This window comes from Rhodococcus sp. NPDC056516, from assembly GCF_042794655.1.
Taxonomy (GTDB): Bacteria; Actinomycetota; Actinomycetes; order Mycobacteriales; family Mycobacteriaceae; genus Rhodococcus_F.
This window is the reverse complement of record NZ_JBHTTG010000004.1, coordinates 583,925-606,819: the sequence shown is the minus strand read 5'-3', so window position 1 is coordinate 606,819 and position 22,895 is coordinate 583,925. Positions and strand designations below refer to the sequence as shown.

Annotated in this window: 23 protein-coding genes, 1 tRNA gene and 1 pseudogene; 10 read left to right on the top strand and 15 right to left on the bottom strand. The window is 63.0% G+C overall.

What is annotated here, in order from left to right:
• The 8 genes from ACFQ6Y_RS15700 to ACFQ6Y_RS15665 all read right to left on the bottom strand — a co-directional run bounded on the left by ACFQ6Y_RS15700 (position 1) and on the right by ACFQ6Y_RS15665 (position 5,782).
• Positions 1 to 996, bottom strand: a complete 996-nt coding sequence (locus ACFQ6Y_RS15700; RefSeq protein WP_378634215.1) for an amidohydrolase family protein — start codon at positions 994 to 996, stop codon at positions 1 to 3.
• A gap of 3 nt (positions 997 to 999) precedes the next feature.
• Positions 1,000 to 1,521, bottom strand: coding sequence for a 3-hydroxyanthranilate 3,4-dioxygenase (locus ACFQ6Y_RS15695; protein WP_378634210.1), 522 nt, complete (start codon positions 1,519 to 1,521; stop codon positions 1,000 to 1,002).
• Positions 1,518 to 1,970 carry a RidA family protein gene (locus ACFQ6Y_RS15690; protein ID WP_138871577.1) on the bottom strand — a complete coding sequence of 151 codons (453 nt, stop codon included), beginning with the start codon at positions 1,968 to 1,970 and terminating at the stop codon, positions 1,518 to 1,520. The genes ACFQ6Y_RS15695 and ACFQ6Y_RS15690 overlap by 4 nt, the downstream gene beginning before the upstream one ends.
• Complete coding sequence (locus ACFQ6Y_RS15685) at positions 1,967 to 2,740, bottom strand: 2-keto-4-pentenoate hydratase (RefSeq protein ID WP_378445731.1); 774 nt, start codon at positions 2,738 to 2,740, stop codon at positions 1,967 to 1,969. Before ACFQ6Y_RS15685 ends, ACFQ6Y_RS15690 begins: the two co-directional genes overlap by 4 nt.
• 42 nt (positions 2,741 to 2,782) lie before the next feature.
• The gene (locus ACFQ6Y_RS15680) at positions 2,783 to 4,258 is read right to left on the bottom strand and encodes a 2-hydroxymuconic semialdehyde dehydrogenase (RefSeq protein ID WP_378634188.1); all 1,476 of its coding nucleotides are present in this window, start codon (positions 4,256 to 4,258) and stop codon (positions 2,783 to 2,785) included.
• A 98-nt stretch (positions 4,259 to 4,356) separates the two neighbouring features.
• Positions 4,357 to 5,142, bottom strand: a complete 786-nt coding sequence (locus tag ACFQ6Y_RS15675; protein ID WP_378634184.1) for an MBL fold metallo-hydrolase — start codon at positions 5,140 to 5,142, stop codon at positions 4,357 to 4,359.
• Positions 5,142 to 5,612, bottom strand: a complete 471-nt coding sequence (locus tag ACFQ6Y_RS15670) for a RidA family protein (RefSeq protein ID WP_378634180.1) — start codon at positions 5,610 to 5,612, stop codon at positions 5,142 to 5,144. The genes ACFQ6Y_RS15675 and ACFQ6Y_RS15670 overlap by 1 nt, the downstream gene beginning before the upstream one ends.
• A 5-nt stretch (positions 5,613 to 5,617) precedes the next feature.
• Positions 5,618 to 5,782: a hypothetical protein gene (locus tag ACFQ6Y_RS15665; protein ID WP_003943454.1), complete on the bottom strand. Its 165-nt coding sequence runs from the start codon at positions 5,780 to 5,782 to the stop codon at positions 5,618 to 5,620.
• Positions 5,783 to 5,835: 53 nt separating this feature from the next.
• Between ACFQ6Y_RS15665 and ACFQ6Y_RS15660 the strand changes: the two genes are divergently transcribed.
• Together ACFQ6Y_RS15660 and ACFQ6Y_RS15655 are read left to right on the top strand one after the other, a co-directional pair.
• Positions 5,836 to 6,849: an ArsA family ATPase gene (locus ACFQ6Y_RS15660; RefSeq protein WP_378634176.1), complete on the top strand. Its 1,014-nt coding sequence runs from the start codon at positions 5,836 to 5,838 to the stop codon at positions 6,847 to 6,849.
• On the top strand, positions 6,849 to 8,027 hold the full coding sequence (locus tag ACFQ6Y_RS15655) for an ArsA family ATPase (RefSeq protein ID WP_378634170.1): 1,179 nt from the start codon (positions 6,849 to 6,851) through the stop codon (positions 8,025 to 8,027). The genes ACFQ6Y_RS15660 and ACFQ6Y_RS15655 overlap by 1 nt, the downstream gene beginning before the upstream one ends.
• 17 nt (positions 8,028 to 8,044) lie before the next feature.
• On the opposite strand, the gene ACFQ6Y_RS15650 is transcribed toward ACFQ6Y_RS15655, so the two are convergent.
• A complete protein-coding gene (locus ACFQ6Y_RS15650; protein WP_007732375.1) occupies positions 8,045 to 8,368 on the bottom strand; it encodes a WhiB family transcriptional regulator in 324 nt (107 codons plus the stop codon).
• Positions 8,369 to 8,659: 291 nt separating this feature from the next.
• On the opposite strand from ACFQ6Y_RS15650, the gene ACFQ6Y_RS15645 reads away from it, so the two are divergent.
• Positions 8,660 to 11,020 carry a penicillin-binding protein gene (locus ACFQ6Y_RS15645; protein ID WP_378445777.1) on the top strand — a complete coding sequence of 787 codons (2,361 nt, stop codon included), beginning with the start codon at positions 8,660 to 8,662 and terminating at the stop codon, positions 11,018 to 11,020.
• 77 nt (positions 11,021 to 11,097) lie between these two features.
• Here ACFQ6Y_RS15645 and ACFQ6Y_RS15640 read toward each other — a convergent pair whose 3' ends face one another.
• A complete protein-coding gene (locus tag ACFQ6Y_RS15640; RefSeq protein WP_230816530.1) occupies positions 11,098 to 11,574 on the bottom strand; it encodes a GatB/YqeY domain-containing protein in 477 nt (158 codons plus the stop codon).
• Positions 11,575 to 11,706: 132 nt separating this feature from the next.
• On the opposite strand from ACFQ6Y_RS15640, the gene ACFQ6Y_RS15635 reads away from it, so the two are divergent.
• The 4 genes and pseudogenes from ACFQ6Y_RS15635 (at position 11,707) to ACFQ6Y_RS15620 (ending at position 13,631) form a co-directional block, all read left to right on the top strand.
• Entirely contained in the window at positions 11,707 to 12,675 is a 969-nt protein-coding gene (locus ACFQ6Y_RS15635; RefSeq protein ID WP_378634165.1) for a metallophosphoesterase, read from the top strand.
• 54 nt (positions 12,676 to 12,729) lie between these two features.
• A tRNA-Pro gene (locus ACFQ6Y_RS15630) sits at positions 12,730 to 12,803 on the top strand.
• Between the two features lie 74 nt (positions 12,804 to 12,877).
• Entirely contained in the window at positions 12,878 to 13,201 is a 324-nt protein-coding gene (locus tag ACFQ6Y_RS15625; protein WP_378634162.1) for a hypothetical protein, read from the top strand.
• A gap of 76 nt (positions 13,202 to 13,277) precedes the next feature.
• Positions 13,278 to 13,631, top strand: a pseudogene (locus tag ACFQ6Y_RS15620) (VOC family protein).
• Position 13,632: 1 nt separating this feature from the next.
• Here ACFQ6Y_RS15620 and ACFQ6Y_RS15615 read toward each other — a convergent pair.
• Entirely contained in the window at positions 13,633 to 15,189 is a 1,557-nt protein-coding gene (locus ACFQ6Y_RS15615; protein ID WP_378634159.1) for an acyl-CoA synthetase, read from the bottom strand.
• A gap of 189 nt (positions 15,190 to 15,378) precedes the next feature.
• On the opposite strand from ACFQ6Y_RS15615, the gene ACFQ6Y_RS15610 reads away from it, so the two are divergent.
• Complete coding sequence (locus ACFQ6Y_RS15610; protein ID WP_378537068.1) at positions 15,379 to 16,410, top strand: ABC transporter substrate-binding protein; 1,032 nt, start codon at positions 15,379 to 15,381, stop codon at positions 16,408 to 16,410.
• Between the two features lie 57 nt (positions 16,411 to 16,467).
• On the opposite strand, the gene ACFQ6Y_RS15605 is transcribed toward ACFQ6Y_RS15610, so the two are convergent.
• Entirely contained in the window at positions 16,468 to 16,944 is a 477-nt protein-coding gene (locus tag ACFQ6Y_RS15605; protein WP_378540474.1) for a MarR family winged helix-turn-helix transcriptional regulator, read from the bottom strand.
• Between the two features lie 120 nt (positions 16,945 to 17,064).
• Between ACFQ6Y_RS15605 and ACFQ6Y_RS15600 the strand changes: the two genes are divergently transcribed.
• Together ACFQ6Y_RS15600 and ACFQ6Y_RS15595 are read left to right on the top strand one after the other, a co-directional pair.
• Positions 17,065 to 18,681, top strand: coding sequence for a DHA2 family efflux MFS transporter permease subunit (locus ACFQ6Y_RS15600; protein ID WP_378634155.1), 1,617 nt, complete (start codon positions 17,065 to 17,067; stop codon positions 18,679 to 18,681).
• Positions 18,682 to 18,710: 29 nt separating this feature from the next.
• Positions 18,711 to 19,424: a DUF6891 domain-containing protein gene (locus ACFQ6Y_RS15595; RefSeq protein ID WP_378634151.1), complete on the top strand. Its 714-nt coding sequence runs from the start codon at positions 18,711 to 18,713 to the stop codon at positions 19,422 to 19,424.
• Positions 19,425 to 19,429: 5 nt separating this feature from the next.
• On the opposite strand, the gene ACFQ6Y_RS15590 is transcribed toward ACFQ6Y_RS15595, so the two are convergent.
• The 3 genes from ACFQ6Y_RS15590 to ACFQ6Y_RS15580 all read right to left on the bottom strand — a co-directional run bounded on the left by ACFQ6Y_RS15590 (position 19,430) and on the right by ACFQ6Y_RS15580 (position 22,781).
• Positions 19,430 to 21,196, bottom strand: a complete 1,767-nt coding sequence (locus ACFQ6Y_RS15590) for a cholesterol oxidase substrate-binding domain-containing protein (protein WP_378634146.1) — start codon at positions 21,194 to 21,196, stop codon at positions 19,430 to 19,432.
• Positions 21,197 to 21,292: 96 nt separating this feature from the next.
• On the bottom strand, positions 21,293 to 22,096 hold the full coding sequence (locus ACFQ6Y_RS15585) for a metal-dependent hydrolase (RefSeq protein WP_047270024.1): 804 nt from the start codon (positions 22,094 to 22,096) through the stop codon (positions 21,293 to 21,295).
• Positions 22,097 to 22,316: 220 nt separating this feature from the next.
• On the bottom strand, positions 22,317 to 22,781 hold the full coding sequence (locus tag ACFQ6Y_RS15580; protein WP_378634141.1) for a light harvesting protein subunit alpha: 465 nt from the start codon (positions 22,779 to 22,781) through the stop codon (positions 22,317 to 22,319).
• Positions 22,782 to 22,895: the final 114 nt, after the last annotated feature.

The following is a 22,895-nucleotide window of genomic DNA, read 5'->3' as shown; positions in this document are numbered from 1 at the left end:
TCAGACGAGACCCAGGAAACGTTCGGCATTCCCCCGCGAGATCAGTTGGCGCGCAGCGTCGTCCAAGAACTCACTCTTGCGAACCACCTCACCGACCGGACGCTCCCCCAAGGGATACGGGTAATCACTACCCACCATCACGCGGTCCACCCCCACCGTGTCCACCAGCAGTCGCAGCGCACGCTCGTCGAAGACGACGGAATCCACGTAGAACCTTCCCAGGTAGTGCGAAGGCGGGAACTGCGACGTACCGATGATGTCGTTGCGGCCGTGCCAGGCGTTTTCCATCCGGCCCAACCAGAACGCGAAAGATCCACCACCGTGCGCAAATCCGATCTTGAGACGATCGTCGATCTTGTCGAACACCCCACCGAGAATCAGCGCGAGTATCGACAGGTGCGTTTCGGCCGGCATAGCAGTGAGCCACTGCGCCATCCAGCGATCGAGGCGCGGAGAGTTGGCCATGTCCCACGGGTGCACGAATACCGGCACGTCCAGCGACGCGCAGTGCTGCAGGAACGTCACCACGCCCTCGCTGTCGAGGTCCAGATCGCCGACATGATTGCCGATCTCGACACCGCGGTGCCCGTTCGCGATGCACCGCTCGAGCTCACGGCACGCTGCGTCGGTGTCTTGCAGAGGCACCTGGCAGAACGGAATCAACCGATCCTTCGCCGGCTCCACGATCTCGAGTGCGAGGTCGTTGAAAATCCGTGCAATGCGACTTGCCTGCTCACCGCTCCGGCCGTAGTTGAAGAACGCCGGAGTGGGCGAGACGACCTGCGTCTGCACGCCGTCGGCATCCATGTCCCGAAGCCGCACCTCGGCGTCCCAGGCATCGGACTGGATGCGGCGGAACTCCTTGGTGCCCATCATGATCATGGCTTCGGTTTCCGACTCGACCTTCAGCCACGGTGCCTGCGGTCCCGCGTCTTCGGTCAGATCCGGCCACCCGTTGGGCACGTAGTGGGTGTGGATGTCGATCAGGTTGCTCATCGCTCAGCCCTTGCCGGGATGGAGCGTGCCGCACTTGTCACACGTGCGGGCTTTTTCGCTCTCGTAGAACTTGACGAACACCGGCGGCAGGTCGGCCACGATGTCACGCACCTGAAGTTCGACCTCGTGAATCTTGTGATCGCATTCGAGGCAGTACCACTGGAACTTCTCGAGCGTGCCTTCCTTGCGGACTCGTTCGATGACCAGGCCGATCGAACCCGCGGTGGGACGCTGCGGCGAATGCGGAATGTCTCCCGGCAGCAACCAGGTTTCACCCTCACGAATGTCGACGCGCTGAGGACCGTCCTCGGTCATGACGTTGACGTGGATGTCGCCTTCGAGCTGGTAGAACCACTCCTCGTACGGATCGAGGTGGTAGTCGGTCCGCTGGTTGGGGCCGCCGACGACCTGCACGATGAAGTCGTCTCCCAGCGCCATCGTCTGATTGTTGACGGGCGGCTGCAGGAGGTGGCGGTTGTCGTCGATCCACTTCTTGAAGTCGATGACGGGAGGAATCGTGGTCATGATGCATTCTCCGTATCTTCGGACGCTGAGCGCTTGGCGGCGGGCACGTACGCCACACCGGAAATTTCGATGAGCAGGTGCGGGTGGGGCAGTTGGTGGACAGCCACAGTCGTTCTCGTCGGACCGTTTTCGTCGAACAGTTCGGCATACACCTCGTTGTATCCACCGAAGTCGTTCATCGACACCAGGTACGAGGTGACCTGAACCAGATCACTCAGTTCTCCGCCCACTTCGGCAAGGATCGCCGCGATGTTCTCGATGACGGCACGGGTCTGCGCCCGAATGTCGAGCGCCGTGGTCCCCATCTCGTCGACCTCGACGCCGACAAACGTGTTGTCGGGCCGACGCGAACTGGTGCCGGAGACGTAGACGAAGTCGCCAACCACCTTGACGTGCGGGAACTTTCCGCGCGGCTTCGCCAGCTTCTCGATGACCTGCGCCCCACTCATCGCTTCACACCTTTCACCGTGACGGTTCCGAGGCCGTCGATGCTGCACTGCGCGACGCCCTCGTCGAGTCGCACAGCTGCTGTGGCGGCGCCGGCCAGAATTACCTGCCCAGCGCGCAACGGAATTCGGCGTCGGCGAGCGATGTCGAGCAGTGCGTGCAGAGCTCGCACCGGGTCGCCGAGAATGGCTGCTGTGGTACCGACTACCGTCTCGCCGCCGACTTCCATACGCACGGAACGGTCCTCGACGTTCTGCAGCGGCAGCCAACGCCCGATCACGTACCCGGCGGCGCTGGTGTTGTCAGCGACGACGTCGGTGTAGGTGAAGCGGAAGTCGCGGTAGCGCGAGTCGATGATCTCCATTGCGGGAGCAAGTGCGTCGACGCAGGTTTCGATGTCGACGTTCGGATCGTCGAGATCGACGTCCTTCGACAGGCGGTATGCCACTTCGGGTTCGATCTTGGGATGAATGAACGTCGTCAGGTCGACTTCGCCGCCGTTGCTCACGCACATCGCGTCGGTCAACTGACCGACGATCACCTCGGAGACACCCATCTGCGCCATCTTCGCTTTGCTGGTGAAGCCGAGCTTGATGCCCACGATCGATTCACCACGGCTGGTGCGTCGTTCGAGGAGTTCGTTCTGGATCCGGTAGGCCTCGTCGATGTCGATGGTGTGATCGTCGGCGAGGCTGGGGGTGTCGGTGCGACTCTGCGCAGCGTCGTCGAGGCGACGGGCGAGCGCGGATACGGTGTCTTCTGGGGCTGTCATCACGCCTCGCTCATTTCTGGAGAACTTTTGCGGTTTCGATGTTCACAGTTGCACACACACGTTTGTCGGTTCGGTGTAGAAGTGCAGTGAGGACTCGCCGCCCTCACGTCCGATGCCGGACAGGCCCATGCCGCCGAAGGGAGATCGCAGCTCACGGGTGAACCACGTGTTGACCCAGGAGATTCCGACGTTCATCTTCTGCGCGACGCGGTGTCCGCGGCGCAAGTCGTTGGTCCACACGGAGGCAGCCAGGCCGTACTCGGTGTCGTTTGCCAGGGCGATCGCTTCGGCTTCGGTGTCGAACGGAATCAGTGCTGCGACGGGTCCGAAGATCTCCTCTCGCACCGCGCGATCCTTGTTGGTCAAGCCCGTCCACAGGGTGGGTTCGATCCAGGATCCGCCCGACAGTTCCTGTCCGAGATCCGGAATACCGCCGCCGGTCAGCACTTTCGCGCCTTCCTGGTCGGCGATCTCGAAGTAGTCGAGTACCTTCTTCCGGTGCGCCTGCGAGATGAGCGGACCGGTCGTCGTCGCAGCGAGCGTCGGGTCGCCCAGACGCAATCCTGCTGCCCGCTCGACGAGTCCACCGGCAATGTCGTCGAAAATGCTGCGGTGCACGTACACCCGCTCGGTGCACAGGCAGACCTGGCCGGTGTTCGTGAACACCGACTTGGTCAGACCCGTCAGCGCTTCGTCGATGTCGACGTCGCCGAACACGATCGCGGCATTCTTGCCACCGAGTTCGAACGAGACCGGACGGACCCGCGGGGCAACGGTTTTCATGACATGGGAACCGGTTGCCGAAGATCCGGTGAAGGTGACGCCGTCGATACCGGGGTGCGTGGTGAGGAACTCGCCGGCCGAGTTCGCGCCGAATCCATGGACGACGTTGTAGACGCCGGCAGGCAGGCCGACCTCTTCGAGCACCTCCGCCAGCAACGACGCAGTCGCCGGGGTCTCCTCGGAAGGCTTGACCACCACGGAGTTTCCGCACGCGAGCGCGGGCGCAACCTTCCAGGTCAGGAGAAGCAGCGGCAGGTTCCACGGAACGATGACGGCGACCACGCCGAGCGGCTTGCGGATCGCGTAGTTCAGCGCCTGCTTGCCACCCGCGAGATCGGTGACAAACGATTCCTGTCCCGCCGCGGCGACGATGTCGGCGAAGGTGCGGAAGTTCGTCAGGGCACGCGCGACGTCGAGTTCGCGTGCCTGCGTGATCGGCTTGCCGGTGTCCGCCATTTCTGCGGCGACGAACTCTTCGAATCGTTCCTCTATCCGGTCGGCAGCGCGTCGCAGCAGAGCCGTCCGCTCTCGAACCGGCGTATCGGCCCAACCGTTGTCCAGAGCGCGTCTGGCAGAGGTCACGGCCCGATCGACCAGGGCCTTGTCAGCCTCGTGGACCCGGGCGAGAACACGGCCCGTTGCTGGGTCGACCTGATCGAAGCTCGACGACTCGTCGGGTTCGACATAGGAGCCGTCCACATAATTGCGGATCCATCCGTCGCATTGTGAGGTCATGGACTAACTATTGGCCCGTGACCCATATCAAACAAATGCAAAAACTGCCGCCAGCTATACCTCGATCGGCATAGGTGGCGGCAGTTCGGCTACACAACTCAGCGACGCAGATACGCCAACTGCACGTTGACGGATTTTTCCGCCACCGGCCACAGTTTCGGGTCCACGTCGGAGTAGACGTGTTCGACAACCTCGCGAACCGTCGCCGACTCCCCCAACGTCGACAGAGCAGTCCTCACCTGATCCAGACGCTCCTCGCGGTGAGCCAGGTACTGCTGCGAAATCGCCTGCAGATCGGGCAGGTCAGGACCGTGCCCGGGCAGAACCGTCAATCCTTCGCCGAGCGCGGCCAGCGACCGCAGCGAGGTGAGGTAATCCCCCAGATCGCCGTCGGAATCGTCGAGAACTGCCGTGCCACGGCCGAGAATGGTGTCGCCCGTCAGCACGCTCGCATCGTTCTCGACGACGATCGACACCGAGTCAGCGGTGTGCCCCGGAGTCGCGAGGATCCGCAACTTCAGGCCCGCAACCTCGATCACTTCACCGTCGACAAGCGCCGAAGCGCCCCCACGCAGAAATGTGGGGTCGACGGAACGCACTGGAGCCGAAGTCAATTCGTGGAAACGGTCGACCCCGCCGGTGTGGTCGTAGTGCCGGTGCGTGATCAAGGTCAGCGCTACCGGACCCACACCAGCGACCCGTTGCAGGTGTTCCTCGTCGTTGTCGCCTGGATCGACGACAACACACTCGACGCTGCCGGGAGCATGCAGAATCCAGGTGTTCGTACCGTCCAGCGTCATCATGCCCGGATTGTTCTCGAGCAAGACCGAAGCGATGTCGGTGACGCGGCGAAGCTGCGCGTAGGCGGGATGGACCGTCGACATCAGCGAACTTCGACGATCAGTTCCACCTCGACGGGTGAGCCGAGGGGAAGTTCTGCCACTCCGACAGCCGAACGAGCGTGGATGCCGGCGTCGCCGAGCACCTCGCCGAGAAATTCGGATGCGCCGTTGATCACGCCGGGCTGACCGGTGAATCCTTCGGCGGATGCCACGAAGCCGACGACCTTCACGACGCGGACGACGTTGTCGATGCCGACCAGCGCGTCGATGGCAGCGAGGGCGTTGAGCGCGCAGGTACGTGCCGCGGCCTTGGCCTCCTCATCCGACACGCCCGCGCCGAGCTTGCCGGTCAGCGCCAACTTTCCGTCGACGAACGGGAGCTGACCCGACGTGTACACATGGTTGCCACTGCGAACCGCGGGAACGTACGCAGCGACGGGTGCCGCGACGGCGGGAAGTGCGATGCCCAGTTCGGCGAGACGCTCCGACCAGGTCTGTGTTGCCTCTGCCATGTGATTCAGCCCTTCGGACGCTTCATGTACGCGACGTGCTGCTCGCCCGACGCGCTCGGCAGGACTGCGACGAGTTCCCAGCCGTCGACACCCCAGTTGTCGAGAATTGCCTTCGGATTGTGGACCAGCAACGGAGTCACGGTGTATTCCCAGGAAGTTATTTCGCTCATGCGCTGAGCCTATCCCGCGTACATCTTCGGCCCCAGACTTATAGGCTCGCGGTGTGGTTGCATCCCAAGATGAGCTGAGCAGGACCTGGCCCGAGTCTGCGACGAAGGCCCGCCTGCACTTTGTGTCAGGTAAAGGCGGTACCGGTAAGTCCACGGTTGCCGCCGCGTTGGCGCTCGCGTTGGCCGAAGGCGGCAAGCGCGTTCTCCTCGTGGAGGTCGAGGGCCGTCAGGGAATCGCGCAACTCTTCGACGTACCGCCGCTTCCGCCGCAGGAGACCAAGGTCGCGGCCGCCGAAGGTGGCGGTGAAGTGATGGCTCTCGCCGTCGATATCGAGACCGCGTTCCTCGAATACCTCGAGATGTTCTACAACCTCGGCTTCGCCGGCCGGGCAATGCGTAAGTTCGGCGCCATCGAATTCGCCACGACCATCGCTCCCGGTCTTCGCGACGTTCTGCTCACCGGCAAGATCAAGGAGTGCGTCATCCGCACCGATCGGACCGGCAAACGCGTGTACGACGCCGTTGTCGTCGACGCTCCCCCGACGGGACGCATCGGCAGCTTCCTCGACGTCACCAAGGCGATGGCCGATCTCGCCAAGGGCGGCCCTGTCCACTCACAGAGTGAAGGCGTCGTTCGCCTGCTGCACTCGCCGGAAACCGTCGTACATCTGGTTGCGCTGCTCGAAGCGCTGCCCGTTCAGGAAACTGCCGACGCTGCCGCAGAACTTGCGCGCAACGACCTCAACCTCGGTGCCATCATCGTCAATCGCGCCAGCCCGAGGTTCTTGCCCGAAGATCAACTCGCTGGTGCCGCGGCCGGCAATATCGACGCCGCTTCGATCCGGTCGACTCTCTCCGACGTCGGCATCGATCTGTCCGACGACGACTTCGCGGGCCTGCTCACCGAGACGATCGAACATGCTTCGGTGCTCGAAGCTCAAGAATCCAGTGCGCAGAAGCTCCGCGAGATCGACGGCGCGCGGGTGCAACTTCCCGCACTCGCCGACGGCGTTGATCTCGGTGGGCTCTACGAGCTGGCCGAATACCTCACGGAACAGGGCGTGTGATGACCGAGACCACCGAGAACGTGACGGTCGGCAGTTCCAGGACCGGCCGACGCGCAGCTCCTGCCCTCGATATTTCGGCGATCATCAAGGACCCGACGGCCCGGATCGTGGTGTGTTGCGGCGCGGGTGGCGTCGGCAAGACCACGACGGCTGCGTCGCTGGCGTTGCGGGCAGCCGAAGAGGGCCGACGCGTAGTCGTCCTCACCATCGATCCGGCCCGTCGCCTCGCGCAGGCCTTGGGTGTGGCCGAACTCGACAACACTCCGCAGCCGGTGAAGCTGGGTCCCGAGGCCACGGGTGAACTGCACGCGATGATGCTGAACATGCGTCGGACTTTCGACGAGATGGTCATCGAGCATTCGAGCCCTGAGAAGGCCGAGCAGATCCTGGCGAATCCCTTTTACCAAACCGTTGCCACATCGTTCTCCGGAACGCAGGAGTACATGGCGATGGAGAAGTTGGGGCAGTTGGCGTCGAACGCCGCGTGGGATCTGGTGATCGTCGATACCCCACCGTCACGCAATGCCCTCGACTTCCTCGACGCTCCGCAGAGGCTCGGCACGTTCCTCGACGGACGGATGATCCGGTTGCTCTCCGCACCGGGCCGAGGCCTGACCCGGCTCGTGGCCGGCGCGATGGGGTTGGCACTGAAGGGTGTCTCGACCATCGTGGGAAGCCAAATGTTGTCGGATGCATCGGCATTCGTGCAGTCACTCGACTCGATGTTCGGCGGTTTCCGCGAACGCGCGACGAAGACCTACGAGTTGCTACGTCAGCCGGGGACTCACTTCCTGGTGATCGCAGCGGCCGAACCCGACGCTCTCCGTGAAGCGGCATTCTTTGTCGATCGTCTTGCCGGCGACTCGATGCCGTTGGCCGGATTGGTTCTCAACCGCACGCACCCGACATTGACGGCCTTGCCTGCCGATCATGCGGTGACTGCCGCCGACAAACTGGAAGCGAAGGAAAGTGCGACCGAGGCCGAGGCCCTCACCGCAGCTGTTCTCCGTATCCATGCCCATCGGGCAGTGATCGCGAAGCGAGAAATCGCCTTGCTGAGCCGATTCACCGCAGCCCACCCGAGGGTGCCGCTGATCGGTGTTCCGTCGCTACCGTTCGAGGTCTCGGACCTCGAGGCGCTGCGTGCGGTGGGAGATCAGCTCACTCGTAAGGGCTGATCCCCCGATCGGCCGGGTCAGACTGCTGAGTGATGCTGGCGCTGATCTTCGAAGAACTCGGACCAGGAATCGACGTCGGGGTGCTGCTTGAGCAGTGCGCGGCGCTGACGTTCCGTCATTCCGCCCCACACACCGAACTCGACACGATTGTCGAGAGCGTCGGCTCCGCACTGCATGAGTACCGGGCAGTGACGGCAGATTGTGGCCGCCTTGCGCTGCGCGGCGCCACGAACAAAAAGTTGGTCGGGGTCGACCTCGCGGCATCGTGCCTGAGTTACCCAGGCAATTCGTGCCTCGGCCTGCTCGATGTCCAAACGGCTACTCGGGGTGGCTGTGTACATTCTGGGTCCCCTCTACAAAGTCTGACCGTCGCCATGGGGCGAGCAGCGCACCATCTCAGCAGTCCCGCGGTAGCACGTGAAAGCTGAGACACATTCGTGATCGAGTGTTACGTCGATCACACTGATCACAATTTAGGTAAAGAACGGCCCTAACGCAAGACGGTCGGGGGCATTTTTTGGTACGGCAGTACAAAGCGCGTGTTCAGAAGGTTTTGAACACCCGCAAAACACTGAAACCGGTTCCAATGGGTGGGCACACGTACTCTGTAGATCGTGTCGATTGCAAAAACAGTGGCGAAGCTCGCCGGAAGCTCCGCATTGGCGGGTGTCCTGGTCGCAGGGGTGATGTTCCCAGTGGCGGGCGGATTCGGATTCGCGTCCAACCGCGCTGCCGATACCGTCGACAACGTCTCGGCCGAACTGGTCGAAGGCACGGTCCCCGCGGTGTCCACCATGGTCGATTCCGCCGGCAACCCCATTGCCTGGCTCTACGACCAACGACGCTTCGAAGTCCCGAGCGAGAAGATCTCCAACAACATGAAGTTGGCGATCGTCTCCATCGAGGACCGACGGTTCCCCGACCACAAGGGCGTCGACTGGCAGGGAACGCTGCGCGCCTTCCTCACCAACACGACAACCGGTGAAGTGCAGCAGGGCGCGTCGACGCTCGATCAGCAGTATGTGAAGAACTACCAGCTGTTGGTCGTCGCCAAGACGGATGCCGAGCGTCGCGCTGCCATCGAGACCACCCCGGCCCGAAAGATCCGCGAGATCCGGATGGCACTGACACTGGACAAGGAACTCACGAAAGACGAGATCCTCACCCGGTACCTGAACCTCGTCCCGTTCGGCAACGGATCCTTCGGCATTCAGGACGCGGCTCAGACCTACTTCGGCGTCGATGCAGCAGATCTGAGCGTTCCGCAGTCGGCAATGCTTGCCGGCATGGTTCAGTCCAGCTCCGCACTGAACCCCTACACGAACGTCGAAGGCGTCACCGAGCGTCGTAACACCGTGCTCGACACCATGATCACGAACATTCCGGATCGCGCCGACGAGTTCCGGGCCGCGAAGGAAGAACCCCTCGGCGTCCTGGAAACTCCCAACAACTTGCCGCGCGGCTGCATCGCCGCGGGCGATCGTGGTTTCTTCTGCGACTACGCACTGAAGTACCTCTCGGACGCCGGGATCACCCGTGACCAGATCAACGACGGTGGTTACCTCATCAAGACCACTCTCGACCCGCAGGTGCAGGCATCGACCAAGGCCGGCCTGAATGCGAACGCGAGCGCCAACCTCGACGGCATCGCCAACGTCATGAACGTGATCAGGCCCGGTCAGGATTCACACAAGGTCATCGCGATGGCCAGCAGTCGCACGTACGGACTCAACGCGGACGCCGACGAAACCGTCCAGGCGCAGCCGTACTCACTGGCCGGCGACGGTGCGGGCTCCGTCTTCAAGATCTTCACGACGGCTGCGGCGATGGAGAAGGGTCTCGGTATCAACGCGACCCTCGACGTACCCAAGCGCTTCGAAGCCAAGGGCATGGGTAGCGGCGGCGCCGCAGGTTGCCCGGTTTCGACGTACTGCGTGGAGAACGCGGGCAACTACCCGCCGACGCTGTCCGTGACCGACGCGCTGGCTCAGTCCCCCAACACCGCTTTCGTCAAGCTCATCGAGGCAACCGGTGTCACGCCGACGGTCGACATGGCTGTCCGTCTCGGCATGCGCTCGTACGCCGATCCCAACACCTCGGGCTTCGACGAGCGCAGCATGGCCGACTTCCAGAAGGAACAGAACCTCGGTTCGTTCACCCTCGGCCCCACCTGGATCAACCCGCTCGAACTCTCCAACGTCGCAGCCACTCTCGCCTCGCACGGCAAGTGGTGCCCGCCGAGTCCCATCGATTCGGTCTTCGACCGCTACGGCAAGCCGGTGGCCGTCACCGAGCAGGGCTGTGAGCAGGTTGTCGAGCCCGGCTTGGCAGACACCCTCGCCAACGCCATGAGCCGTGACGACGTCGGCGCCGGTACGTCTGCCGGTGCCGCGAGCAGCGCCGGATGGAGCCTGCCGATGTCGGGCAAGACGGGTACCACCGAGACCCACAAGTCCTCGGCGTTCCTCGGCTTCACCAACAACCTCGCTGCTGCGGTCTACATCTTCGGCGACTCCCCCACCCCCGGCGAGATCTGCTCGAGCCCGCTGCGCCCCTGCTACAGCGGCAACTTGTACGGCGGTACCGAACCGGCGAGATCCTGGTTCGCGGCAATGAACCCGGTCGCCAACAACTTCGGGCCCACCTCGCTGCCCCCGATCGACGAGAAGTACGCACGGGGATCACAGAACGGCCAGGTTCCCGAGGTTGTCGGCCTGAGCCAGTCGGCAGCGACGTCCCGGCTTCAGGCGTCCGGCTTCACCGTCAATTCCGTGACGACGGCATCCGGAGCGCGCGCGGGAACGGTCACCGGAGTTTCGCCGTCCGGGTCCGCGATCCCGGGTTCGACCGTCACGATCTACATCAGCGACGGTTCCGTGAGGGCTCCGGCTGCGCCCGCATCCCCCGCGGCCCCGGCACCGGGCGCAACTCCCCCGGATGCGACTCCGCCCGGAGGTGAACCCGCACCGCCTGCGGGGACCCCGCCGAACTGACGGCCCTGAAACAAGAACGGCCGCGATCTCCGAGTGATTCGGAGATCGCGGCCGTTTTCGGTTCTGGAAGCGCGCTTCTACAGGCGGGACTTCACTGCTGCAGAGATACGTGCGCCGTCGGCCTTGCCCTTGGCCAGAGCGTTGGCGGCCTTGATGACCTGGCCCATCTGACGCATCCCGGGACGCTCACCGAGCTCCTCGGAAACCTGAGCAAGGGCGGTGTCGACGACGTCGACAAGCTCGGCGTCGGTCAACGGCGTCGGCAGGTACTCGTCGATGATCTGAGCTTCTGCGCGCTCTTTCGCGGCAAGCTCACCGCGACCGTTCTCGGTGTAGATCTCGGCCGATTCGCCGCGCTTCTTCGATTCCTTTGCAAGGACTTTGATGATTTCTTCGTCGGTGAGGACGCGAGCTTCCTTACCGGCTACCTCTTCGGTCTGGACGGCTGCCATGAGCATCCGAAGGGTGGCTGTACGTAGCGGATCCTTCGCCTTCATGGATGCAACCATGTCGGTTCGGAGGGTGGCTTTGAGCGATGGTGTCGTGTCGGACATGGTGGAAACGCTACGCGCTCGGCGTTTCGAGCGTGCCGATAGTTACCTCCGCCCGGACACAATTCTCTGTGAAATAGCTGTAAAAGGCGGCGAGAGCGACGCAGAAGAAGGTCACACCCGTATCCTTGAGGGGTGTCTGACCAGTTCCGCACCAACCTGACCCGCGCCGCACTTGGTGCCGCGGGCGCCGCTGCACTCGGGATCGGGTACGCATCCGGCATCGAACGCAATGCATTTGCACTGCGTGAGGTGACGATGCCAGTCCTGGCGCCCGGTTCGTCGTCGCTGCGGGTCCTCCATCTCAGCGACTTGCACATGATGCCGAACCAACGGTTGAAACAGAATTGGTTGCGTGAGCTCGAAGGCCTCGACCCTGACCTCGTGGTCAACACCGGCGACAACTTGTCGCACCAGCGCAGCGTTCCAGCAGTGGTCCAGGCGCTCGGAGATCTGTTGGCTCGACCGGGTCTGTTCGTCTTCGGCAGCAACGACTACTTCGCTCCGAAACCGAAGAATCCGCTGAGCTACATCTTCAACAAGGACAAGCGCGTCACCGGGGATCCTCTCCCCTGGGGCGACCTGCGGGCCGCGTTCACCGAACGCGGATGGCTCGACATGACCCACGTGCGCCGCGAACTCGAAGTGGCCGGTATTCGCATTGCTGCCGCCGGCGTCGATGATCCGCACCTGAAGCGCGATCGCTACGACACCGTCGCCGGAACACCGAATCCCGTCGCCCAGCTCAAGCTCGGCCTGACGCACTCGCCCGAACCGCGAGTTCTGGACCGGTTCGCCGACGACGGCTACGACCTCGTGCTCGCCGGCCACACGCACGGTGGTCAGCTGTGCCTTCCGTTCTACGGCGCGCTGGTCACCAACTGCCAGATCGACCGATCCCGGGTCAAGGGACCGTCGAAGTGGGGCGCACACACCCAGCTGCACGTCTCAGCGGGCATCGGCACTTCGCCGTGGGCTCCGGCACGCTTCTGCTGCCGTCCCGAGGCAACTCTGCTGACTCTGGTTCCGGCTACCAGGCGCGAACCGGAGCATGTCTCCGCGCACAGTTCCGCAGAGTCTCCAGCGTCGGTTCTACGCAACTGACCTGCGGATTTAATGTCAGTCGACTCGGTAATGTAAGCTAACCGAGGTTCGACACGGGGTGTGGCGCAGCTTGGTAGCGCGCTTCGTTCGGGACGAAGAGGTCGTGGGTTCAAATCCCGCCACCCCGACAGTGAAGAACAGAAATTGAGGCCCTTCCGCTTACGCGGGAGGGCCTCAATTTCGTTGACGATAAGGTGAAGCCGTGGCATCCGAACCAGACTTCGCGCACAACGACATGGCGAGCCGTAGCCGACGTGAGAAAGCTGTCGGTCTTGCCAAGTTCGCCTGGGACCGCGATATCAGCAGTGCAGAGTTGCTCGACATGCCCGACGATCGGCTGCGCAAACTCGCGCGGGCGGCCGGCGCCAATCCGCCGAGCACGCGGGAGACTTGGGCTATCGCCGCCGGACTGCTCGACGAGAAATCCGTGTGGTCAGCCGCTAACCCAGACCGTCCCGAGGCTCAGCGTGAGCATCCGGACGAGAAGATCATGTGGGTGAAGAAGCCGATCGAGCCCTGGCTGTGACAGCCGAATTGAGCGCAGTTGTGACAGCCGAATTGAGCGCAGTTGTGACAGCCGAATTCAGTGGAGCTGTGAACCGGTGATCGGGCAGGTCGACGAAGTAGTTGTGGATTGCTCCGCACCAGCTCAGTTGGCGGAATTCTGGGCCGGCGTCCTCGGTGGACAGCCGGTAGAGCGGAGCGAGGAGTGGGCGTTTGTCGACCCGCCCGGATGAACTCGCCTCGCCTTCCAACGCGTACCGGAATCAAAGCTGACGAAGAATCGCCTGCACATCGACGTCAGCGTGGATGACGTCGTCGCCGCAACCGAGGCTGCCGAGCGCCTCGGCGCAACTCGGGTCGGCAATGTTCAGGAAGACCCGGCCGGTACCTTTCAGGTGCTGCTGGATCCCGAGGGAAACGAGTGGTGCGTCGTCCGAGGTATCGGAAGTTGATTCACACTCCCGCTACGGTTTCGCGAGCCCAACGATAGTCGGCCTTCCCGCTGGGTGAGCGGAGGATGCTTGGTACGAGCACGATCGACCGGGGAATCTTGTACCCGGCGACGTGGGTGCGGCAATGCTCCGACAACGATTCCGTCGCAACATCTTCGAACCCCGGTCGAACCTGCACCACCGCGGCGACCTTCTCACCGAATCGAATGTCGGGCGCACCCGCCACCAAAGCGTCGAAAACTGCCGGGTGTGTTTTGAGTGCCTGCTCGACTTCTTCGGGATAAACCTTCTCGCCTCCGGAGTTGATGCACATCGAACCGCGCCCGAGCAGCACGATGGTTCCGTCGGCTTCCATCGTGCCCATGTCCCCGAGTACCGCCAGACGCACCCCGTCGACGACGGGAAAAGTTGCAGCAGTCTTCGCGGGGTCGTCGAAGTAGGCCACGGGAACATGGCCGGCCCTGGCGATGAATCCGACTGTGTTCGAGCCGGGTTCGATGCGACGGAATTCGTCGTCGACAAGAATCATGTTGGGGTTGGATCGAATTCGCTTGGAACCGTCCTCACCGAATTCGACGACGCCGTCGTTGCCGGATTCCGAAGCACCGAATGCATCCTTGATCACCAGCCCCGGCAATCGGGTCGTCAGTTCCGCCTTGAGGTTCGGCGAGAACAATGCGCCACCCGAGCCGATCAGTTGGAGAGTCGAAAGGTCGTAGCGCCCTTCGCTTGCGGCGATGGCGTCGGCAATCGGTCGAGCAATCGCGTCGCCGACGACGGTGATTCCGGTGATCTTCTCGGCCTCGACCAGTCGCAGCACTTCCATCGGATCGAAGCTGCGGGTCAGCACACGGGGAGCTCCCATGAGAAATGCCGTGAGCAGTGAATAGATCGCGGCTCCATGCATGAGCGGCGGGATGAGTAGCAGCACAGTCGGATCGGTGTTGGCTACGGCCGCGTCCACAACCTCTTCGAGGCTTCGACGCGGCGGCCCGCTGAGGTTCGCTCCGGACAGCGCGGCGAAGAAGAAGTCTTCGTGCCGCCACACCACACCCTTGGGCATTCCGGTTGTACCGCCGGTGTAGATGATGAAATGGTCGTCGTTGCTGCGAGGGCCGAAGTCGCGGGTATCGGACTGCGCCGCAAGGGCGTTCTCGTAGTCGTCGCCGACGATCAGCACGTGGGTGATCTCCGGACACTGCGGAACCACGGCCAGTGCCGTCGGCGCGAATTCTGCCTCGACCAGCAGTGCCACCATCTGGGAGTTGGTGTAGATGTACGAGAGTTCGGCATCCGTGTAGCGAAAGTTGACGTTGATCGGTACCGCTCTGATCTTCAAGCAGGCAAGGAGCGTTTCGACGTACTCGACGCAGTTCCGCATGTGAATACCGACATGCTGGCCCGGTTCGACGCCCACCGACTGCAGATGATGAGCGAGTCGGTTCGATCGCAGTTCGAGTTCGGCGTAGCTCAACCGCACGTCTTCCAGAATCAAGGGAACCCGATCGGGGATCGCATCGGCAACGGCCTCGAACAGATCGGCAATGTTCAGGGTCATCGAAATCCTCACTACACGCGTCTTCGCTTACCAGTACAGGTCTTTCGCGAAGCTAACACGTTGGTCACGCCCTGTTGTCCGAATTGCGTAGAGGTCCCGCTGAGCGAGACCTGACGCGCCCTTCACCTGGTATCGACGGTGCGGATACCTCCCTGACCAAGCCATATGGACAGAAGGTAGGGTAGCCTAATGCATTCACGCACCACTCTCCGGAGCCGCACGTCGGTCCGGGTCGCCATGGTTGCCCTGGCGACTGTTTTTGCCGCTACGGCCTGCGGCTCGTCCGACGCCGGCGGCAACGCAAACGGCAACACCGATGTCGCGACCGGCGGCAAGCTGTTCAGCACCGCCGACACGGAAACCGCGAAGCTCGGCAGCGATGCCGCGCCCGGCGAGTTCCCACGCACCATCACCCATGCTCTGGGCGAGACCACCCTCGAAGCCAAGCCGACCCGCGTCGTCGTGCTCGACAGCGGCGAACTCGACGAGGTTCTTTCTCTCGGGATCACCCCGGTCGGCATCGCCAGCCCGGAAAGTGCCGCCGGTCAGCCGTCGTACCTGGCCGACAAGCTCGTCGGCGTCCCCGACGTCGGCACCACCAACAATCTCAACCTCGAGGCGATCACCGCACTGCAGCCCGATCTGATCCTCGGCAGCAAGTTGCGCCAGGACAAGCTTTACCCGCAGCTCGCGGCAATCGCGCCGACGGTCTTCAGCATCCGCCCCGGCTTCCCATGGAAGGAGAACTTCCTCCTTGCCGGTGACGCACTCGGCGAAGAGACCAAGGCTGAGCAGGTTCTCAACGACTACCAAGAGCACGCCGACAAGGTCCGTGAGTCGATCGACGGCTCCCCGACAATTTCACTGGTTCGCTTCATGTCCGGGAAGCTGCGCCTGTACGGCAATCTGTCGTTCATCGGCGTCATCTTGAAGGACGTCGGTCTGCCCCGCCCGGCGATCCAGGACATCGACGAACTGGCCGTCGAGGTCAGCCCGGAAACGATCACCGAGGCGGAGGGTGACCGAATCTTCTACTCCAGCTACGGAAATCCCGCCGACACCGGCCAGACCACGGTTGTTGCCGGACCGCTGTGGGCCAGCATGGACGCAGTCAAGGAAGGACGCGCCACCGAGGTGAGCGACGAGACCTGGTTCCTGGGCCTCGGCCCGACAGGTGCCGGCCTGGTTCTCGACGATCTGCAGGCCAAGCTCGGCAAGTAGCCGTCACCTAAGCTAAGACCGCCGCTCGACTCTCCGGAGTCGAGCGGCGTTTTTTGTTCAGCGGTTGTCCTGCTCGAGGTGCTCGTTCATCGTGGAATGCAGGTCGACGAGAAATTCCTCGAATCGACTGAGCAGTTCGGGCGGGTACTTCGCCATCATGGCGTCGAGTCGCACAGCAAGGGGCCCGAAGAACTCGTCCGCCAGATCCTGCACATGCGCACTGCTGTGCAGCGTGACCACGCGGCGGTCTGCATTCTCGCGGGTCCGGACGATATGCCCTGCCTTTTCCAGGCGATTGAGCAACGCGGTGGTTGCGCCCGACGTCAGTGAGATCCGCTCGCCGAGGCGGGCAGGCGAGAGCGGCGCACCTTTCTCCTCAGCCGCCGTGATTTCCATCAGTGCGGTTGCGTCGGTGGAATGCAGGCCGAGCCACGACGCGAATCGATGACTGAATTCGGTGAACGTCCCACCGTACGTACGGAATTCGTCCATCAGCCGCTCCCGCTCCACGGAGATGTCGCGCGGTGCCTCCACCTCGGTGATCCCACCTTTCCTGTGCCAGACGGCGGCCGGTCGAGCCCAGCGCGCACGTTGACAACTTACCGCCTCAAATATACCTTCATAGTGAAGTTACTTCACAATGGAGGTTTATTCGTGAACATCTCACCCACCACCCGAAAGTGGCTGGGCCTGATCGCCATCGCACTCGGCGTGGCACTGATCGTCGTCGACACCACCATCGTCAACGTCATAGTCCCCTCGATCATCGAGGATCTCGGGATCAATTCCGTTCAGGCTCAATGGATCCAAGAGTCCTACGCAATCGTGTTCGCGGCGCTGCTGCTTCTGGTCGGCAGAGTTGCCGACCTGGTCGGCGCCCGTCGCATCTTCATCGCCGGAGTCGTCGTGTTCGGCGCAACGAGCCTGCTGGCCGGACTGGCGCCGAACGGCGGTCTGCTCATCCTGGCACGATTCCTGCAGGGCGCCGGCGCGGCCATGATCCTGCCCACGTCGCTGTCGCTTCTGAACGCGATGTTCACCGGCAAAGCTCGCGGCCAGGCCTTCGCGGTCTGGGGCTCCACCATCGGCGCTGCATCCGCCCTCGGCCCACTGCTCGGCGGCTGGCTTGCCGAACATGCCTCATGGCGTTGGGCATTCGGGATCAACATTCCGCTTGCTGCGCTCATTCTCATCGGCGCAGTGCTGTTCATCGCCCCCTCGCCGCGCACCGCTGGGCGCATCGACGCCACCGGAGCAGCGCTGTCCATCGCCGGCCTAGGCCTGCTGGCCTTCGGCCTCGTCGAGGGACGAACGTACGGGTGGCTGACCACAAAGGAACCCTTCGATCTGTTCGGTCTGTCATGGTCCAGCGGACCATCACTGGTTCTAGTGGCGCTGGTTCTCGCCGTCATCTCGCTCGCTGCGTTCGCCTACCGTCAAACCATGCTCACCCGCAGTGACGATCCGTCGCGGGCGCTGATGGACGTGCGGTTGTTCTCCATCTCGTCGTTCCGCAACGGCAACATCGCGACGCTGATCATCGGACTCGGTGAGTTCGGAATCGTTGCGGTGCTTCCTCTCTGGCTCCAGTTCACGCTCGGATACAGCGCACTCCAGGCCGGACTCGCGCTGGTTCCCATCGCCATCGGCAGCTTTGTCGCCAGTGGTGCGAGCTTCGGGCTGGCATCGAAGGTCTCGCCGTTGGGCTTGGTCCGTATCGGCCTGGCTCTCGAAGCTCTCGGTCTCGCCGGTCTCGGATTCATCGCTGCAACAGACAGCCCCTGGTGGACTATCGCCGCAGTGCTGTTCTTCTACGGCATCGGTGTCGGTTTCGCGACGGCGCAGGTTACCAACGTCGTGCTCGAAGAGATTCCCGAGCAGAGCGCGGGTCAAGGCTCCGGCATTCAGAGTGCGTTCCGCCAACTCGGATCGGCACTGGGCATCGCCGTCCTCACCACGGTGTTCTTCAGCACTCTCAATTCGACGCTGAACAACGACCTCACCGAATCCGGTGTCGACCAAGCTCAGGCTGATCAGCTGACGCGGGCAGTCACCGACAGCGCAGGCGCCGCCATCGACTCACTGGCCGGCTCACCGAGCACTGCTTTCGTTGCCGATGCCGCCCAGTCTGCGATGACTCACGGCATCACACTCGGCGGATACCTTGCGGCCGGATTTGTCGTGGTGGGCCTGATCGCCACGGCGCTCATCCCGAACAAGCCCGCCCCGTCGACCGAGGAGGAAACGAAAGCAGCAGCCGACGTCGCCTGACGGTCGGATCGGTGCAGTACGGTGCCGGTATGCGATTGCCCTGGTCACGGTCAGCACAGTCACGGTCAGCGCCGGTGCTCAGTGAGGCTGACATCGTCGCCGTCCGTGAGCAAGCACGCGAACTGGTACTCCCAGGTTTCGCGACGTTCGAAGAAATCTGCGAAGCCGCCCGAGACTGTGTCGAGGGCGGCTTCGAGAACGACGAACTCGGCAGACAGATCGACGCGGGAGTGCGTGCAGTCTGGGACCACAGACTCGTGGAGCAGACGCAGTGGACGGCTCCCGGCGACTTCGAGCGCGTATCCGCAGCCTTCGCCGAACTCGAGCGCAACGGCATCGTGGCCCGGATGAACTTCACCTGCTGCATGCAGTGCGGCACTACCGAAATCGACGACGAACGCACGCCGTCCGAACCCGACGAGAACGGGTATCCCTTTGCTCAGTGGGCGTACACGTTCTTCCACATGCAAGATGCGGAGCGTCTCGGCGACGAGCCGTCCGATCTCTACTTGTCCTACAGTGCGTTTCGTCCGGCCCATGATCTCGATCCCGCGCTGATCGCCGCTGCCTTCGGCGGCGACGAAACCGCCAAGGCACACATGATTGCGCACACCGATCAGACCGTCGGGCGCCAGGTAGCCGACGCACTCCGAGCCCAGGGACTGAGCGTCGACTGGAACGGTGACAACAATCAGCGTATCCGCGTCACCGACGTACGTTGGCGCAAACGGCTCCCGCAGTAAAAGATTCAGCTGGGTGGCAATACGCGGTCGAGGAACGTATTGCTGAATACACGGTGCGGGTCGTGTTCGTCGAGAGTAGCGAGAGCGAAGTCCCAATTCCCGTCGCCACCGGCACGGAAGGTGGCAGGCACTGTGCTGGTGAGGAATTCGTCGTCCTGGTACGCCGCATGATCGGTGAATGCCCATCCCTTGGACCACTCCGGACGGAAAGTCGCGTAATCGCCGGAGTAGTTCGCGACCATCCACCGTTCCATCTCACGAAGGAACGCGGGCAATCCTGCCGTGCCAGGAATCGAGACCACGTTCATCCAGATGGCAGTGTCCCAGTCCTGACGATCCGCCCGCGGCCGCACCGCCGACAGATCCGGCACGCCGGCACTGTCGACAAGGACTTCACCATTGTCGTCGACCCCGCAGAGACGCACTTCGAACGGCATGTTGACGGGATACCGCCCCAGCGACGCGTAGTGCGTCATTCGTTCGTTCAGCCAACTCGTCATCTCGTGCACGACACGGCCGATGTTGGACCGCTTGGTGATCACTGCGCCACCACCGGCTACGACGCGCAACGTTGTGTGCCGCAGGTAGAACAGAACATCTTTCGACCATCCCCACAGATCGTCGGTGTCGGTCAGCACCAATCCTGCTGCTACGGCTCCGAACTGGGAGGCACCGAACAGTGGTGTCGCAGCTTGAAGACCCTGCGCCACCATCCCCAACGGGGTGGTGACTTCTTCGGGAATCGCGTCGGAGAAGAAGTAGTTGTACGGCCCGCTCACTTCTCGGGACTCCGGCGGTTTGACCGGGGTCGGCGTCCAGACCTTGAGCCACGGTGTTTCGGTGAACGGGAACCAGATCGCTTCCACCCGTCCGGATTTCTCGACGAAACTCTCGTAGGTACGCCCTGGCGAACCGGGAGCAGCAAAGAGCTCTTGCCACGGAATGTCGGTGAAACTCTGGCACCGCAGCCGATAATTCTCCCCGGCTTGCAGCGTCACGGAGGTGACGAAGGTTCGGCCCAGGTGGGTCAGGAAAGCCGTGCTCTCGTCATCTGATCGGTGAAAAGTCTTCAGTGCGTAGCGATTACTGCCTTCGTCCCACGCCACCACTGTGATCTCGGTGATCAGGTTGCTCAGCGATCCGTACGACTGACCAGGGGTGATCGTCTCCCCCGCCGCCGGATAGGTTGCCCCGTGGGCACCGATCGCCAGCGCTCCGGCGATGGACAGCTCACCGATCGCCGGAGAGTTGGCCCAGCCGAGCCCTTCTCGCTCGAGCGCTGTCAGAATCGCTTCGATGCTGGCCCCAGCATCCGCCGTGGCTGTTGCGGGTGTGCCGTGCTGCACCACAACCGAAGTCAAGTTCGTCATCGTGTCGACCAGCAGAACTCGATCCGAAGGTGCGCCGGGCACCACCGTCAACGGACTCCACCCGTGCATCGTTCCGCGCGCACGCACCGTGTAACCGTTGTCGAACGCCCAGTTCGCGAGGGTGACGACGTCGTCGCTGTGACGCGCCGTCGCCGTCCACACACTGTCGAGCATGATTTCCCGCGACCAATTGGCGTATGCCTGCTGTGACAACGGAATGTCCGACGGAAATCCGGGCGGAGGGGCGATGGTCGATGCCGAACCCCAGGGAACCGCCCCCGCCGGCGCCCAGGAAAGACCCGTCAGCGCGGCAGCACCGGCACTTGCTGCGAGAAATCCGCGCCGGCTCACACCGCCTTCTCCGGAGCTGTGCTCTGCCTTGCGTTCTGCTTGATGCACCACTGCTCACTCCGTCAGCCGACTCGGTTCATGTCAGGACGAACGTAGAACAAATATGATTACGATGCCAGTGGTTCCGTAATAAAAGTTTTCCGACGCTTACTGCACCATCGGAGCGAACACGGCGTAGATCGCTTCCGGGGCGCCGTCGAACGCACTGATGATCAACCAGGCGGTCAGAACCGTCAGAGCCGGCCCGATCAGAACCTTCTCGAGGTTCCCACCTGCGCGGATGGACAGAAATGACGGCAGCCGTTGCTCCCACCATCGCTTGCCGCCGAGCGGGATCAGGGGTGCAAGAAACGGCACTCCCTCCTTGGTGATCGCATCGCCGAGACAGTGCGTGGCGCAGCCCAAGGCCACCGCAACACCTAGCCCCGTGGATCCAGCCTCACTCGGATACCACTGCCAGGTGAGGGCAGAGAGCACCAACGCAACGGCGGAGACCGCGAGCCAACCCTTCTCCTTGGCCAATTCACCCGCCAATCCACGGATGGCCAACCCGAGGCAGAAGAACAGGGTGATGATGATGGCTGGCTTCCCGAACTGAACAACCAGCGCCGAGACCCCGGCACCCAACCCGGCGGCGAACAGCGCGGTGTGCGTGAGCGTCCGATGCCCACCACGACGCTTGCCGTCCTTCTTGCCTTTGGTGATGCGGTAGAAGGTCACCGAAATTGCGTCGATGCCTTTGGCCAGAGCCTTGCTGAGCGGACCGAATGATCGCGAAACCGTCGACTGACCGGTATCGAGGTCGGGAAGCAAGGCGGCTCCGGCACACACTCCGGCAAAGGTCAAAGTTTCCGCAGTGGATGTGGGCCCTCCCCAGTCGAGAGGCAACAACTCCGCAACCACCAACCCCACAGCAGCACCGGACATCGCGTGGGTGGGGCCCATGACCATGAAACACAACACCTTTCGAAACGCGCCCCGCATCAGGCCGTACCGCACCCTCTGCAAGACACCACACACATGACGCCGTCGGCGACGGCCCCGGCATGCTCGCCGAGACCGCCCCGAACGTAGCAAGTGCTACCGACAGGCTTGACCAACCTCCAGACCCAGTTGAGTACGGCCGTACCGTTCCAGGTCAAAGCGGTTCATGCGGAGCTTTTTTCGCTCGTCAGCCCGCGGCAACCGTGCATGACAGGGCAACGCCCTCCTCCAGCGGAGCGACGCCTGCCATGTCGAGCACCTCTGCCGGAACACCTTCGGTCGTCGGAGCCCACTCGACGGTCGGCAACGCCGGCACCCCTTCACGCGCAACGAATGTCGCAGCTTCGCTCGGCACTTCGATAGTGACTCCGGCCGTACCGGCCTCCTCCGCGCGCACGACCTTCCCCTCGTCGATGAGCTTCTGCAGCTCCTCGTCGGAAATCGGCGCCGCGACACCACACGCTACTTCGGGAGCCACACCCAACTCGGACGGAGCGGTCGCGATCGACCGCACCGCCACCGGCGACCCGTCGGAAATCGGATTGGAAGCCCAGGCGATTCCCGGCGCCACTGCCATACCGAGGACCGCCACGGACGCCACCACCACACCGGTCCGGCGGGCCCGCTTGCCGTTCACTTTCAATCGCGTCATCGTAGTTCTCCTTGATCGAACGTTCTCGAGTTCTCGGCGCGGTCGCATCCGAGAAACCCGAGGTTATGAAGCCAACACTGCAGATCTGTTGTCGGTTTCTTAGGAGTTGATGAG